14 protein-coding genes and 1 riboswitch are annotated in these 15,612 nt (G+C 35.5%); of the genes, 7 read left to right on the plus strand and 7 right to left on the minus strand.

What is annotated here, in order from left to right:
- Positions 1–123 precede the first annotated feature (123 nt).
- The gene (locus tag J2Z40_RS00805) at positions 124–2,157 is read right to left on the minus strand and encodes a molybdopterin-containing oxidoreductase family protein (protein ID WP_066394724.1); all 2,034 of its coding nucleotides are present in this window, start codon (positions 2,155–2,157) and stop codon (positions 124–126) included.
- A gap of 258 nt (positions 2,158–2,415) precedes the next feature.
- On the opposite strand from J2Z40_RS00805, the gene J2Z40_RS00810 reads away from it, so the two are divergent.
- Entirely contained in the window at positions 2,416–3,780 is a 1,365-nt protein-coding gene (locus J2Z40_RS00810; protein WP_066394722.1) for an MATE family efflux transporter, read from the plus strand.
- Between the two features lie 206 nt (positions 3,781–3,986).
- Positions 3,987–4,071, plus strand: a riboswitch (cyclic di-GMP riboswitch).
- Positions 4,072–4,147: 76 nt separating this feature from the next.
- Positions 4,148–5,329, plus strand: coding sequence for a sensor domain-containing diguanylate cyclase (locus tag J2Z40_RS00815; protein ID WP_066394721.1), 1,182 nt, complete (start codon positions 4,148–4,150; stop codon positions 5,327–5,329).
- A 63-nt stretch (positions 5,330–5,392) separates the two neighbouring features.
- On the opposite strand, the gene J2Z40_RS00820 is transcribed toward J2Z40_RS00815, so the two are convergent.
- Positions 5,393–5,602, minus strand: a complete 210-nt coding sequence (locus tag J2Z40_RS00820; protein ID WP_066394720.1) for a methionine aminopeptidase — start codon at positions 5,600–5,602, stop codon at positions 5,393–5,395.
- A 187-nt stretch (positions 5,603–5,789) separates the two neighbouring features.
- Here J2Z40_RS00820 and J2Z40_RS00825 point away from each other — a divergent pair, with 187 nt between their 5' ends.
- The 3 genes from J2Z40_RS00825 (at position 5,790) to J2Z40_RS00835 (ending at position 8,228) form a co-directional block, all read left to right on the plus strand.
- Positions 5,790–6,338: an NADPH-dependent FMN reductase gene (locus J2Z40_RS00825; protein ID WP_066394716.1), complete on the plus strand. Its 549-nt coding sequence runs from the start codon at positions 5,790–5,792 to the stop codon at positions 6,336–6,338.
- Between the two features lie 200 nt (positions 6,339–6,538).
- Positions 6,539–7,243, plus strand: coding sequence for a TerC family protein (locus J2Z40_RS00830; protein ID WP_245349949.1), 705 nt, complete (start codon positions 6,539–6,541; stop codon positions 7,241–7,243).
- Positions 7,244–7,409: 166 nt separating this feature from the next.
- Entirely contained in the window at positions 7,410–8,228 is an 819-nt protein-coding gene (locus tag J2Z40_RS00835) for a squalene/phytoene synthase family protein (protein WP_066394707.1), read from the plus strand.
- Between the two features lie 618 nt (positions 8,229–8,846).
- Here the strand turns inward: J2Z40_RS00835 and rluF are convergent.
- Together rluF and J2Z40_RS00845 are read right to left on the minus strand one after the other, a co-directional pair.
- Positions 8,847–9,563, minus strand: a complete 717-nt coding sequence (rluF, locus tag J2Z40_RS00840) for a 23S rRNA pseudouridine(2604) synthase RluF (protein ID WP_180316776.1) — start codon at positions 9,561–9,563, stop codon at positions 8,847–8,849.
- A gap of 215 nt (positions 9,564–9,778) precedes the next feature.
- Positions 9,779–10,618 (minus strand): formate/nitrite transporter family protein, encoded by an 840-nt coding sequence (locus tag J2Z40_RS00845; protein WP_066394704.1) that lies wholly within the window; start codon positions 10,616–10,618, stop codon positions 9,779–9,781.
- A gap of 367 nt (positions 10,619–10,985) precedes the next feature.
- Between J2Z40_RS00845 and J2Z40_RS00850 the strand changes: the two genes are divergently transcribed.
- Positions 10,986–11,912 carry a TRM11 family SAM-dependent methyltransferase gene (locus J2Z40_RS00850; protein WP_066394702.1) on the plus strand — a complete coding sequence of 309 codons (927 nt, stop codon included), beginning with the start codon at positions 10,986–10,988 and terminating at the stop codon, positions 11,910–11,912.
- Between the two features lie 100 nt (positions 11,913–12,012).
- Here the strand turns inward: J2Z40_RS00850 and J2Z40_RS00855 are convergent, their stop codons facing one another.
- Positions 12,013–12,228, minus strand: a complete 216-nt coding sequence (locus tag J2Z40_RS00855; protein WP_245349926.1) for a hypothetical protein — start codon at positions 12,226–12,228, stop codon at positions 12,013–12,015.
- Positions 12,229–12,275: 47 nt separating this feature from the next.
- Positions 12,276–14,321, minus strand: a complete 2,046-nt coding sequence (locus J2Z40_RS00860; protein ID WP_066394699.1) for a bifunctional diguanylate cyclase/phosphodiesterase — start codon at positions 14,319–14,321, stop codon at positions 12,276–12,278.
- Between the two features lie 134 nt (positions 14,322–14,455).
- Between J2Z40_RS00860 and J2Z40_RS00865 the strand changes: the two genes are divergently transcribed.
- Positions 14,456–14,656, plus strand: coding sequence for a DUF2187 family protein (locus J2Z40_RS00865; protein ID WP_066394698.1), 201 nt, complete (start codon positions 14,456–14,458; stop codon positions 14,654–14,656).
- Between the two features lie 90 nt (positions 14,657–14,746).
- Here J2Z40_RS00865 and J2Z40_RS00870 read toward each other — a convergent pair whose 3' ends face one another.
- Positions 14,747–15,511 carry a S1 family peptidase gene (locus J2Z40_RS00870; protein ID WP_066394694.1) on the minus strand — a complete coding sequence of 255 codons (765 nt, stop codon included), beginning with the start codon at positions 15,509–15,511 and terminating at the stop codon, positions 14,747–14,749.
- Between the last annotated feature and the right edge of the window lie 101 nt (positions 15,512–15,612).

Here is a 15,612-nt window from a genome sequence, read left to right on the forward strand (position 1 = left end):
ATGTCGGTGTATCAATTCAAAATATAATAAAAAAATGTACATTAGAGGGAGTATTCTTGAACTCCCCCAATGTACATAATCATTAGTGCCCTATATCGATTGTGATACGAGGCACTTTTTAGATTAAATTTTCTCTACGGCAACTTTACCTGAGAAAAAGGTTGCGCCACCGCCCATATCTGATAGTCGATCAGGGGTTAGCGCATTCACAAATTGAGTTTGCTCATTAGCCCAAAGACCTTGGGAGACGACAACACCCTGAAGAACATTTTCTCCAATTGAAACTTTTAACTTGCACTCACCCCGAAGATTCCAAACACGAACAATATCTCCGTCCTCAATGCCTGCTTGCCTGGCATCTTCAATATGCATATGCAGCCTTGGCTCTTTTTCTAGCTTCATATGCTTTGGAATATTTGAAAAAGTAGAGTTTAAGAAATTATGATTTGGTGCTGGAACGAATGAAAATGGAAATTCGCCATCCTTCATTATTGGGACATATGTTGGCAATGGAGAATATCCATCCGTTTTCATTTTCTCAGAATACAACTCTATCTTTCCACTTGGAGTAGGAATTGCACCAGGGAAGAGTGGTTCAACATTCGCCTTCACGTAGTTGTTTGCTAGTAATGTCTCATAATTAATACTTGCTAGTGAAGGATTGCTCGGAAATGTAAGGGCGGATGCGATCATATCCGTTTCCTTCTCATCGAAAACAGGATCATCAAACCCCATTCCTTTAGCTAGCAATCTAAAAACATCCACATTTGATTTTGATTCAGCATACGGTTCAATGACGGGCTGTTGAATTTGCATATAATGATGCCAATATGAACCATAGAAGTCTGTATTTTCAAATGAAGAGGTGGAGGGGAGAATGATATCTGCATATTTAGCAGTTTCAGTCATGAATAGATCATGCACGACAAGAAATAAATCTTCACGCTCCAAGCCTTTTCTTACTAAATTCCCCTCGGGTGCAACGATTGCTGGGTTGCTGCTGTATACATACATAGAATGGATCGATGTTTCTCTCTCAAGTAACTTTCTCCCGATTTCATTCATATTGATTATTCGGGTTTGTTTATTCTTCAATAAATCAGGTCGCTGCAAGCTTTCTTCATTGTAAGCCAAATAGCTAGAATTCGATTTTATTGCTCCGCCACCTTTTACAAGCCACTGTCCTGTTAATGCAGGTAAGCAAGCAATTGTGCGTGTGCTCATTCCACCATTATCATGATGCTGCAGGCCATTTCCAATTCTAATAAATGAAGGAGATGTTTCACCGTACATTCGTGCAAGTGTATAAATATCCTCAACTCGAACGCCTGTAATTTTGGAGACAGTAGACGGGTCGTATTGTTTAACATGCTCACGAAGCATTTCATGGCCGATTGTATACGCCTGTAGAAATGACTCATCAACTAAGTTCTCTGCAAATAGGATATGCATTAATCCAAGTGCAAGCGCCCCATCAGTTCCTGGTAAAATCGGTATAAACCAATCTGCTAATCTACCGGTTTGATTTTTATGAACATCTATTACAACAATTTTTGCGCCATTTTTACGTGCTTTTAGTGCAAGTGCTACTTGATGCATATTCGTGCTGACAGCATTAATGCCCCAAAAGATAATGAGTTTTGAATGGATTGTATCCTCTGGATCTGTGCCAATATTTCCACCCATCGTATATTTATAGCCAGTTGTGCCTGCCGCTTGACAAATGGTACGATCGAGCTGTGATGAGCCTAGCCGATGGAAAAAGCGCCGATCCATCCCTTCGGCAGTCAGATTGCCCATATTTCCATAAAAACTATAAGGTAAAATACTTTCAGGTCCAGTTGAATCAATTAGTTTTTTCCAGTGGGAAGTAATCGTTTCAATCGCTTCATCCCAGCTTATTTGCTTGAATTTCCCTTCTCCTTTTGCACCTATACGCTTAAGGGGATGTTTCAAGCGTTTCTCGTCATATATTCTTTCTTTCATATTTCGAACTTTATTGCATATATTCCCTTTTGTAACAGGATGATTGGGGTCGCCCTCTACTTTTACGATTTTTCCATTTTCTTTATGAAGAAGTAGTCCACATTGATCTGGACAGTCAAGTGGACAAACAGCTGGAAAAATACCCTTCTGCTGATTCACGTAAGTCGTCATCATCGACATCCTTTACTGAGTTAATCTTGTGAAAGATTGAATTTTTAATATTGGTATTATAATAAGACAGTTTGAAATAGACCGCAATAATAAAATTTGAAACCGAATATCTAATTAGTAATTATGCTATAGTTAGTCTATTTTATATGTAGAAATTTATTAAAAAAATAATAAATCTACTTGAAAAGCTAAATGGAGAGAGTATGATAGAGTTTAATTGTTCAAAAGTGGAATACGGTATAGTTAGGAGTCCTTAAATTGAAACAAACATTTACTATTACAGATAAGTTGAAGCAAATATTTATTTTACTTATCCCTATTTTGGTTACCCAGCTTGGGATGTTTTCAATGGTGTTCTTTAATACAATCATGTCAGGAAAATATGATTCTACCGATTTGGCTGGAGTTGCTATAGGTTCATCTATTTGGAATCCAGTGTTTACAGGGTTAAGCGGCATTCTACTTGCTGTTTCTCCTATAGTTGCTCAGCTAGTTGGAGAAAAGAAATCGAAGGAAGTCACTTCCGTTGTGAAAAATGGGGTTTATTTAGCGATTATGATTGCGGCTGTTGTAATCATAATTGGCACTTTTTTGCTAGATCCATTGTTAACGATCATGAATCTGCCATCAGGTGTACAAGATACAGCTTTTAACTATTTAGTAGGACTTAGCTTCGGAGTGATTCCGCTATTTGCATTTAATGTCTTAAGGTCCTTTATTTATGCATTAGGAAAAACACGAATCGTTATGTTTATTTTGTTAGCTGCTTTGCCGATTAATTTATTTCTTAATTATGTATTGATTTTCGGTCGCTTTGGTTTTCCGGAATTAGGTGGCGCTGGCGGCGGCTATGCAACTTCTATTACTTATTGGTTTATCTTAGCTATGATTATTTTTGTTATAAAAATGGTCGCACCATTCTCTTCCTATCCTATATTTTCAAACATTAAGGATTTTTCAATAGAGAAGTGTAAAGAGATTCTGAAAATTGGTATACCAATGGGTCTATCGGTCTTTTTTGAAACAAGTATGTTTGCCATGGTTACGATTCTATTAAGTAAATTTAATGTAACGACGATTGCGGCCTATCAATCTGCACTTAATATCGTTTCATTTCTATATATGATTCCTATTAGCATATCGATGGCACAGACGGTCCTTGTCGGATTTGAAGTCGGAGCTGGACGTTATAAGGATGCAAAGGCATACAGCTGGCTCGGTATATACTTAGCCGTTGTGATTGCCCTATTTACCGGATTGATTGTCGTTTTCTTTCGATACAAGGTGGCCGGTTTTTATTCTAATGAACTTGAAGTGATATCTTTAACTGCACATTTCTTAATTTATGCGTTGTTTTTCCAAATATCTGATGCGATTCAAGTAACAGCTCAAGCGGCATTAAGAGGATATAAAGATGTCAATGTTTCCTTTATTATTACATTGATTGCCTATTGGTTAATCTGCTTGCCTTCAGGCTATTTATTAGCGCAATATACAAGCCTCGGTGCAGTTGGTTATTGGATTGGCTTAACAATGGGGTTGCTTGCAGCAGGCTTATTTTTGCTGTTAAGGTTACGATTCATTCAGAAACAGCGATTTGTACCAATGGAAATAGGAGATTAAGCAAATGGACAGCCACAATGAATGGCTGTCTATTTTTCCCCTTAAAACATTATATTGCTAGTGCAAATATCTTTTTCTTTTTCTTTTAAATGTGTATGATTGAAATGAAACTTATTTTTTGTGTTTTTTAATAGAAATGAATTGACTGTGGTAAATAAGAACTATATAGTAAGATTATAATCATTTTTGGGATTTTTCAGAATTTAATATAATATGGGCAAATTCATTGAAAAATGAGGACGCAAAGCTAAAGGGGCTAAAGTCATTCGATTATGCCAGCCAGCTACCGAATAACTTGGTTAAGTTAGATTAATCGGTATGTGGTTAATCTTTTTTTTGTGAAAATTTCTATAGTGGAAGTGTGATAATGGATAAAAATAAGGAGAGAATTCATAAGGTTTTAGGAATTATTACAAACTTATTAAAACGGATGGGTATGGAGAAAAACATCATTTCAAAAGATGTTTATCAAGAGATGATTCAAGCAATCGGTGAGAATGATGAGAAAGAAGGGATGGAGGCCTGCTTATCTCAAATTCAAAAGGTAAATATCCAAATGGAGAATATGAGTTGGTTGAATGAACATTATAAGATTTTACATGAGTTTGCCCAAGTGTGCAGCAAGACGTTAAATGAAGAAGTTCTTCTAAAAAAGGCATTTGAAATGGTGTCGCAAGTAATGCCAACAGATTCTTTCTTCATTGCATTATACGATGAAAGTGATCCACTTATCCATTTTATTTTCATGGTGGAAAACGGAATTTTCTATCCGAATGACTATATAAAATTAGGAAATAACTTTACATCAAAAGCAATACAAACAAAGGAAATCGTTCATCCTCAAAAATTGAAACAGGATCAAACGGATGCAACATTTGGTGTGACAGATTCAAAGTCGGGCATTTTTGTACCTGTTATTATTGATGATCATGTGAAAGCGGTCATATCTGCGCAAAGTGTGTCAGACTTTGCATATAGAAAAGAGCACGAAGAGTTACTTCAGATTATTGGGAATCAAGTAATAAACTCCATAGAGACAGCTAGACTATATGAGAAAATTTATTTAATGTCTCAAACGGATGAGCTAACTGGCTTGAAAAATCACCGAGCTTTTCATAATGACTTGTCCAAGTTAATTAGTAGCGGGAGCAAAAAAATCACGCTAATTATGATTGATTCAGACCGATTAAAAAAAGTAAATGACACGTTCGGTCATGACATTGGGGATTTATATTTAAAGGTATTAGCAGATGGAATTAAGAGCATTTGCGATGAACATATTATTGGCTACCGTTATGCTGGGGATGAATTTATGATTATTCTCCATTCTCCTTCAAGTGAAACTAGCGAGGGAATTCATCAAAAATTGGTGAATTATTTAAAAACTCATCCAATTATAATTGATGATAATGAAATTACGGTTAGGATTAGCTCTGGTGTTGCTGTATACCCCGAAAATGGTTCAACAGTTGACTCTCTAAAGAGAGCAGCTGACCAGGCGCAATACAGAGCTAAGAATTTAGGCGGAAGCCGATTAATTAATGCTTAAAAAGAAAGAGGTGTCTGACGAAACGGTCGACACCTCTTTGCTATAAGTAGTGAATCTTCTTAGTTAGAGTTCAGTTTCCCAATCAGTATAAACACCAGTTCCGCCACAACCAGGACATTCTACTATATTTGTATAGTAAGCGTATTCTGTTCCAGGATAGATTGGAAATCCTCTTCCATAGCATTCTGGACATTTGTTATCTGATTTCATTCGGGAGACATGCTTTTCATATCTTGTCGCCCTCCACTCATTAAATGTGTTAAGGATGCCCATATTCATCACCTCTAGCTTTTTTTTCTTATTTTTAATCGAAGGAGCTGCTTTTATACATAAGATGTTTTAATTTTCATTTATAAGGGAAAAGTGTATGATAAAATAGAAAGAGGAAGAAATGTAAACATTGTGGAAATGAGAAATATTATGTAATATTAGAACTACTTAAAAAAAGGGGATTCATAATATGAAAATGCTAGGCATTTCTGGAACGATTTTAGGGGCTAAGACGGCGATATTAGTGGAAGCTGTCTTAAAAAGAGCAAAAGAAAAAAATCCCGAAATAGAAATCGAACTGCTTGATTTAAGAGATTACCAAATAGAATTTTGTGATGGTAGAAATCCTGAATTATATAATGAGGATACGAAGAAGATGATCCAAAAGATTACAGATGCGGAACTTTATTTAGTTGGTTTTCCGATTTTCAACGGCTCATTTCCAGCACCATTGAAAAATATTTTCGATATTGTCCATCCAGCAGTTTTTCGTCATAAGGTGATGGGGTTTGTTGCAAATGGTGGGACGTATCAACATTATCTTGTTGTTGAAAATCAAGTGAAGCCAATTGCAGGTTATTTACGTTCATTTGTAGCACCAAGCTATGTGTATGCAAATGGCGCTCATTTCAATGAGGCGAATGAAATTGTAGATGAGGACGTATTAGCGCGTATTGAAGCATTGGCTGATGAGTTAGTCATCATGCAAAAAGGATTGACCATCAAAAAGTCCGAATAATGGTTATGGAGTACGATAATTGGTCATTATACAGATATAGCAGTATAATAATATTTAGATATTTTATCTGTAGAAACACAAATGGATAGCTATTGCTATCTTTTTTTAGTGGTTTCAACTAAATTTATGTAAAAGGGGTCTTTTTCGTGGAAATCCTTAACCAGTTGTTGAATACATATGCCTCCTTTTTTGATTGGGGAATGTGGGTAAATGTTTTATCTGATCCAGTATCATGGGGGTATATCGGTACATTGGTGATTTTGGAAGGATTGCTTTCTGCTGATAATGCACTTGTATTGGCTGTCATGGTTAAACATTTGCCAAAAAAACAACAGAAAAGGGCATTAACGTACGGATTATTTGGTGCTTACTTCTTCCGTTTTATTTTTATTGGTCTAGGAATGTTATTAATTAAATTCTGGTGGATAAAAATATTAGGTGCAGCATATCTTGCATGGCTTGTTATTAAACATTTTTGGAAAGGGGAAGAAGAAGGCGAAGCGAACGGAATGAAAAAGGACAGTTGGCTCATTCGGACATTTGGTGTGTTCTGGGCAACCGTTATTTCGGTTGAAATCATGGATTTAGCATTTTCAGTTGATAGTATTTTAGCTGCATTTGCTGTGTCTGAACAGGTGTGGATTTTATTAATTGGAGGAATGTTAGGGATCCTAATGATGCGAACCGTTGCAAAAGGGTTTCTTGTTCTTATTGAAAAAATTCCTGAATTAGAAAATACAGCTTTCATTCTTATTGCGATTATAGCAATAAAAATGTTCTTAAGCGTAATTGGTATTGAGATTGATCATCTCCTATTTTTCAGTATAATTATTGTGGCTTTTGCTGTTACTTTTCTTATTCATTTCTTGAAAAAGAACCGTGATGGACAAGATAAAATGGCTTAAAATGATCAATACAGTATTCTTTTTGTATAAAAATTAAGGGAAAACCTTTCATTGATTGAACTTCCCCTTATTGACAGCTGTTCACTAGTAGTGAATAGCTTCTTATATTTGCACTCTAAAACGAGGAGCTTTACAATAATAATAGTAGATAAAAGGAGGAAACAAGGTGAGTGAAACAACCGATTTACATAATGAGGCAATTGAAATATTAAAAGCAACAAGTCGTACATTCTTTATTCCTATCAGCCTTTTAACATCGGGATTAAAAGAAGCGGTTGCCTCAGCTTACTTATGTATGCGAGCGATTGACGAGATAGAAGATCATGAGGAGCTTCCATCTATTGTCAAAAGTGACCTTTTACAAGCTGTCAGCCAAATGTTGCGAACGCCAACGACTGAGCATAATTTTAATGAATTATTTAATCCTTATCATTCGAAATTGCCAGAGGTGACCTTGAGACTTTCAGATTGGGTAGCTATTTGTCCATTGCCGATTAGAAATAAGATGCTAGAGGCTACGGCTGTAATGGCAGAGGGAATGGCGAATTGGGTAACAAAAGATTGGATTATTAATGATGAAAAGGATCTGGATGATTATACTTATTATGTTGCTGGATTAGTTGGCGTTATGCTAACTGATATATGGGAATGGTATGATGGGACGAATACGGACAAAGAACTTGCCATTGCTTTTGGGCGTGGCTTGCAATCGGTTAATATTCTTCGGAATCATACAGAGGATGCAGAAAGAGGCGTTAGCTTTTATCCTAATGGATGGGGTTTCAAGGATATGCTTGCATATGCTAGACGAAATCTTGCCTTGGCAGATGAATACATAAAGGGAATTAAAACAGAAACGATCCTTCATTTCTGCCAAATTCCATTGGCACTTGCACATGGTACACTAAATGCGTTAACAGATGGCAAGGAAAAGATGAGCAGATCAGAGGTAACTGAAACGGTTAGCCGAGTTGTCGGGAAATGAAGATATGTAGAACGTATAACCACGGTGGATGGTTATGCGTTTTATTTTTAGCTTATTAATATCTGGCTAATTTTAGACAAGAGAATGAAATAGAAAAAGGAGGATTTTTATGACTTATTGCAAAAAACTCACTTACTTGTAATTAGGTTTGTCATAATGCAGCAAAATGAGGTTATCATGGAATTCTCTCTTTCTATTAAATAAGATGTATTGTCCTTAATCGAATAACGAGCAAAAGAAAAATAAGCGGAGATTTTCCGGTTAAATGCAGAATGAAGCTCATTTTTGTGAAAATTAGCGGAAATTTTCCGCTTATTCAATGTAAAATCCTCTATTTTTGAATTTTTCGCGCTAATAGGCGGAATTATTCCGTCTATTTAAGCTATTTCTATTAATAATTACAATATAAGCGGAGTTTTTCCGTCTATTTATCAGCACGGATGCTCAACCTAATTCCCAATCGATAAGTGTGGATCAACATCTAACCATCTCTTACTTAATTAATGATTATAATTAATTACACAAGTTATAACAATAAAAAGAAGCAAGCGGATGTTTATACTAATTCGCTTGCTTCTTTTTATATTACTACCTCTGCATCAAATTAATTGACAAGTCCTACCATTCTTTTGGTTCATAATTTAATTCATTAAATAATTTGGTTTTTTCCTTTTTTGTTAGATCACGCCATTGGCCAACAGGGAGATTGCCTAAGTGGATATTCATGATTCGTATACGTTGCAAACGATAGACTTCATATCCCAGTTCGGCACACATCCGGCGAATTTGTCGATTCAAGCCCTGTGTCAAGATGATTTGGAAATCAAATTTAGAAAGTTGTCTAACTTCACAAGGAAGTGTTTTTGTCCCAAGAATTTTAACACCCTCTGACATTTGCTTCAAGAATTCAGGTGTGATCGGCTTATCCACTGAAACGATGTATTCTTTCTCATGCCTATGCTCAGCTCGTAAAATTTCATTGACAATATCGCCATCATTCGTTAGAAGAATAAGGCCATCTGAATCTTTATCTAATCTGCCAATATTAAAGATTCTCAAAGGATGATTGACGAGATCAACAATATTGCCCTTCACTTTTTTTTCGGTTGTGCTCGTAATGCCAACAGGTTTATTTAAAGCAATGTAGACATAGTTCATTGCCAAACGAATCGGATTTCCGCTAACTAGAACATCATCTCCTGGTTCGACTTGGCTGCCTACTTTAGCAACTTTTCCATTAATTGTTACTCGGCCTTCACTTATTAACCGATCTGCCCCACGTCTAGAAGCATGACCAGACTCACTAATATATTTATTAATCCTCATGTTTACCAATCCTTAAGAAATGTATATTTTCTAAAGAATACATGACAAACACAATCTTTTCAAGAAAGAATATTTTAATACATAAGAAACCCAATGGGCAAAAATGATTTCTAGTTCGTTTTTATTTTATTCTTTGCACGGGTTGTTGCTATTTTACCCATCATTGGCAGAGAGTGATTTTCGCTCTAATCAATTGTAGTATCGCCTTATTTTTAGGCGAATTATTATGAGCTCTTTATTTTTAAAACAGGTTGAGTGTCAAGCTGTTCAGATGAAATCGCTTTCTTTTTATTCACTAAATGAAGTGCTAATCCTGTAAAAACAAATCCGCCAACAAAGTTTCCTATTGTTACAGGGATTTGATTCCATAACCACCAATCAGAAAAACTGATATCTGCACCCATTAGCATGGCTGTTGGAATAACAAACATATTTACGACTGCGTGCTCGAACCCATGGGCGAAAAATAAAAAGACAGGCAGCCACATAGCAGCAATTTTTCCGATAGTTGAGCTTGAGACGAATGCCATGAAGGCACCGAGGGTAACCATCCAATTACAAAGAATCGCTTTCGTTACCGCTAAAATAATCCCTTCTCCACCAAGTGCTTTATATGTAAGAGTCTTTCCTTCAGCAACAGAGATCATCTTCTCTATGATCGGTCCTTCTGTTATATGTCCGACCTTTGTAGCTGAAATATAGAATAATATCCCATAAAGTAGGGAGCCTAAAAGATTTCCTATAAATGCCCAAAAGAAATTATAACCAATATTTTTACTAGTTGTTAGCCCTCTTAACCTTGCGAGTGGAAGCATGGCAAAATTACCAGTAACAAGTTCCAATCCTAATAAGAGAATAAGGACAAAACCAATTGGAAAGACAAATGCACCAACAATATTAAGATTTGTTTCTGTCGCGGCAGTATACGCAAGTGTTGTGGCAAACCCTAAGAAGGAACCTGAAAGGATCCCTTTTATTAAAATATCTTTCACACTTAAAGTAGATTTGTAAGCACCAGCCTGTGCAACATCCTCTACTAATTGAGCTGGTTTAATATAATCCAATATAATACCTCCATTTATCCTTCATCGTAGGTTGTTATCGAGCGATCATTGAAAAGCACTAACTAATGAAATAGAATGTACGAATTTTCAATTCTTGAAAGTTGCCCAATATGTAACGAGATCCTAACTTTTTTCTATTGCTAATTGAATTTTCAATCGAGTCTAGCCAATATATATATTAATGAGTATGTTTTACACATTTCAAGCATTATTTACAAAATTATACATTTAATTATAGATATGGTAATTAACATTTAAATAGTGATTGCGGTGAAAAGATAGAAGTTATAGTTGCTTTTCTTTCGCATAAAAGCTATGGTTTGATAGGTAGAAAGAGATAATAGAGGCAAAGGAAGGGAATATTTGCATGATTCATGGATATATTTATACGTTTACATATAGAAAGGAAGAAGCATCGCTTTTTCAAATGGAGATGCGTTCATTATTTAATTCAGTGAATACATCCATTATTTTAAAAAGCAATGAAGATGTTAATCCGAGCCGCAGTCCATTTATTAAGGAGCGGATTGATATAATGTTTGAAGGGGACGATCTAGAAGAAATAATCGTTCAAGCAGAACAAATGAATCTGCATGATTCAACTTTTAAGGTTCGTTTTGTGAAATATAAAGATGTAAAGATTGGATATGATGAGCGTCTTGCAATCGAAAGAAAAGTAGGCTGGTCTATTAATGGAGAGGCAGATGTTCGAAACCCTGATCAAGTTTTTGGAATTGTGCTGTTAAATGATCGTTGGTACTTTGGAAAGTATGAAAAAAATGAAGCAGAATGGTTAAAGCATATGAAGAAACCACATACATTTTCGACTGCGCTGAGCACCCGCGTCGCCCGAGCAGTAGCTAATATTGCTGTTCCACATCCAGAAGGAGTACGAGTCATCGATCCATGCTGCGGGATTGGAACTGTATTAGTTGAAGCGCTATCGATGGGAATTGATATTACGGGTCGAGATATTAATTCGAGAGTTGTATATGGTTCAAGAAAGAATATTGCTTATTTTGGGTTTGAAGCGGAGGTCACGCTTGGTCCGATCTCGGATATTACGGAGAAGTATGATGTTACTATTATTGATTTACCGTACAATTTATATACACATGTCACACTTGATGAGCAGTTTGACATTATTAAACATGCCCGTCGGATTTCGAAAAAGGCAGTATTCATTACAATTGAAACGATTGATGATATGCTTGAAGAGGCGGGATTTGAAATCCAAGATCGCTGTGAGGCAAGAAAGGCGAATTTTAGTAGGCAGATACTTAGCTGTATTTAGTGGGATTTCTTTAGAAACAGATCAAATGCAATTAGACAAATTATGTTGGAGTATTTCATTGTCATCTAAGAAAAAAATCCTTGGCAAAATGCACAAGGATTCATGAAATATTTTCTTCAATGGGAGTAAGGGCGCCCTTCTTTAACCAATATTGAAAGCTTTCCAGTGGGAATACACCTCTGCAATCTGGATTGTTCATTTGGATAATCACACTTGATGCTGTTACTTCAATTATTTTTAAAGATTGGGACTGGCTAATATTTGGAATAAAGCTATTATTCATTTCATATTCTGCATTATTCGTAATTTTAATCATTTTTACCACACCTTTATAGTTAATTAGCTTTAGCTTTCCTATTATACTTATTTTTTATCCATATAATGGAACCCTCTTGCCCACTCAATTAATTCGGTAGCAATTAGTGGCTTAGCAAAATAATATCCTTGGAGTTGTAAAGGATAGCCTGTTGATGCAAGAAAGCTAACTTGCTCCTTCGTTTCAACCCCTTCAATAACAATTGTTAAGTTTAATGAGTGACCAAGTGCAATAATGGATTCAAGGATGGCAGAATCCTTTTCTGAGCTTGGAACCTCATCAACGAATGATTTATCAATTTTTAGTGTGGAAATAGGCATTTTTCGTAAATTCGACAAGGAGGAAATTCCTGTACCGAAGTCATCAAGTGCAACAGAAAATCCAATTTCCTTGTAAGTGCTAATTGCACGTATCGTTGAGTTGATCGATGACATTACACTTGTTTCCGTTATTTCTAATTCAATATCTGAGGGCTCGATATTATTTTTAGTTAATGCTTTTTTTAATACTTTTCTCAATCGATGTGAAGTTAAATACTCACCAGGAATATTTATGGCTACTTGAAAATGGTGGATAGCCTCCTCACGCCACTCACCAATTTGTTTACATACTGTTTTAATGATCCAATCCGTTAAATCACTAATTCGTTGGTTTTTTTCTAAAATAGGGATAAAATCTGCTGGTGAAAGAAAGCCATACTCTGGATGATTCCATCGAATAAGTGCTTCTAAGCCAACTATCTTTTTACTTTCCACATCGATTTTCGGTTGATAGACAAGGTAGAATTCATTCTTTTCCATGGATGGATTCATGCTATTTAAAATATCTTGTTCAAATGAATACGTATGCACTGATTTATCAAATCGTATAATCTCATGTTGAAACTGAATGGAGGGACTTGATAGGACAGAAAGTATATCTGAATATAATTTCTTCGGATTTTCTTGGTCAGTGACGCTTGTTATTGCACAAACTGTTTCTAAATTTATTGAATGATTATTAATCACGATTGGCTCTTTAAATTTCTGAGCAATTGATTCCATTGCAGCCAGTAATTCATCGAAGCGATTTTCTCCTTGCACGAGGAGGGCATATCGATTTCCTTCTAATTGATATAGCTCTGACATCGGTAATTTTAATGTAGACAAGCTATCCACGACGTAACGAATCACCTGGTCACCTAAGTAAAAACCATATTCCGTATTGATTTTCTCTAGGTGATGTATATGCCAAACAGCAATACTTCGGTTTATTTTCACTCCTTTATTAAGCATACGCTCATAACTACGCCTATTAGGAAGTTTTGTTAGTAAATCAAAGTAACTAACCTTAAAATCTACATAGCGATCGACAAGAGTAGACAAGAGCAAGATGCTTAATAAAAAAATAATTCCTAAGGATACACTTGAAATTAAAAATGTCGTATCCATCTTATGTTCAGGTATAAGAATATGATGGATCGGTATATAAAAAGAAGTACCTAACATGCCAATATAATGCATACTTGATATTGCTAGACCAATCAAAATGGAGACAAAAACCTTTGCAAGCTGATTTTTCATGTAGTTTAAACTGCGAGAAAAAATAATTAATGCAATGATTGAGACAAGGATGGCAATAATAATAGATATGGAAAAATACAGTGGATTGTATGTGAAAATTGCATCCATCTTCATAGAGGACATACCAATATAATGCATCGTACTAATTCCAACGCCCAAAGCAATCCCAGCTATTGAAAGACTCAATATAGATCCCTTCGATTGTTTGATGATGTAAAAGGCAAAAAAGGATGCTGCTACTGAAGGAATAATTGAAAGGAATGTTAGGAAATAATCATAATGCATTTGAACTGGCAAGGAAAGGGCTGACATGCCAACAAAGTGCATGGTCCAAATGCCAAATCCCAATGCTAACGATGCTAAGAAAAGCCAAATATTGCGATGGAAAAAGCTATTTTGATACATCCGTTCATTCATTGAAAGTGCAGTAAATGAAGCTAGACTAGCAATGAGTAACGATAAAATCACTAAAGGAATTGAATAATCTCCGTTCAATTCATAATAATAATCAAGTGATGGTGGTGAAAACAAGATCAAGACCTCTTTCTAACTAATTTGTAAATATTTTGAGTATACTCACTGATTGTAGTTCGATTGCACTATAAGGTCAATGGAAATATTGTAAAAAGATTATTCGAAAAAGACAGATAAGGGAGTGCAAGTTTATGACAGAAGAAAAAGGGAATCATGTGAAAAAAGCAAATACGGGAGATATGATTCAGATCAAAAATGGAGCAGAAAAAGGGAGGAAGGGACGAGTATTAATTTTGCGTGAAAACTCTGTCATTGTTGAAATTGGCGTAAATAAAAAAACAGAGGAACCAATAAAAACGGTAGTCAATCATAAAAATTATAAATTACTTTGAGGAAACTGAGAATAATCCCCCTGGTAGGGATTATTCTCATAGTTTAAATAGTTATGTACTTTCTAACTAGAAAGCTGTCTAATGGTTTAATTAGTTGGGCATATTTTGATGCACTTGTTCGATTGGAATTGCAAGACCTGTTTGATCTTTGATGGAGAGAGCATAAACAACACCAACGACTTCCCCGTGCCCATTAATAACAGGGCTTCCACTATTTCCTTTAAAGATCGGCGCAGAAATTCTAAGTACACCGTTCAAATTAGAGCCTTCTATTATATTTCCTTCATTGACAATTTGATGATGTAGAAGTGGATTACCGATCACATAAATCGGATCATCTATTTGCCATTCTGCATTTTTGCTTAACGTGAGATAGGGCAGATTATTACCTTGGATAGTTAAAAATGCAAGATCCAGATCGGGATTCGAATGTATAATGTTTCCATTGAATATCTCACCATTTGGAAAGGTTATTGTAATTGGGTTCATATTATCGATAACATGGTGATTTGTGATAATTAAGCCCTCTTCCGAAATATTAAAACCTGTTCCTTTTGAGTGTTGATCTTGGATAGTAACGACAGCTTCTTTATATGCTTGAATCTCTTCTAATTCTGAAAGCTCAGCTGATTTTTGTAAAAATTTAATTGAAGACATATTAAAGAGTTGTGGCCATATTTGTATGACACTGACAAGCAGAGCAAAAGCAATCCCAATAGAAATCAGCTTTTTAAAGAAAGACCTTCGTTTTTTTTGACGATCCCTCAACCAATCATCTTCTTCGTTTGGTAGAAAGTCCTCCATAGGTGGCTCATCAAAATGAACTTCATTCTCATCTCTTTCATTATAGTCCATGCAAATTGTCCCCCCCAATTAACCTTATCTCTACTATACTATCTGAACCTTCAGATTGCTATTTCTGAAATTAGCATGGTTGTTAATAGTAGTAGAGTATG

The organism is Cytobacillus eiseniae, from assembly GCF_017874625.1.
Lineage (GTDB): Bacteria > Bacillota > Bacilli > Bacillales > Cytobacillaceae > Cytobacillus > Cytobacillus eiseniae.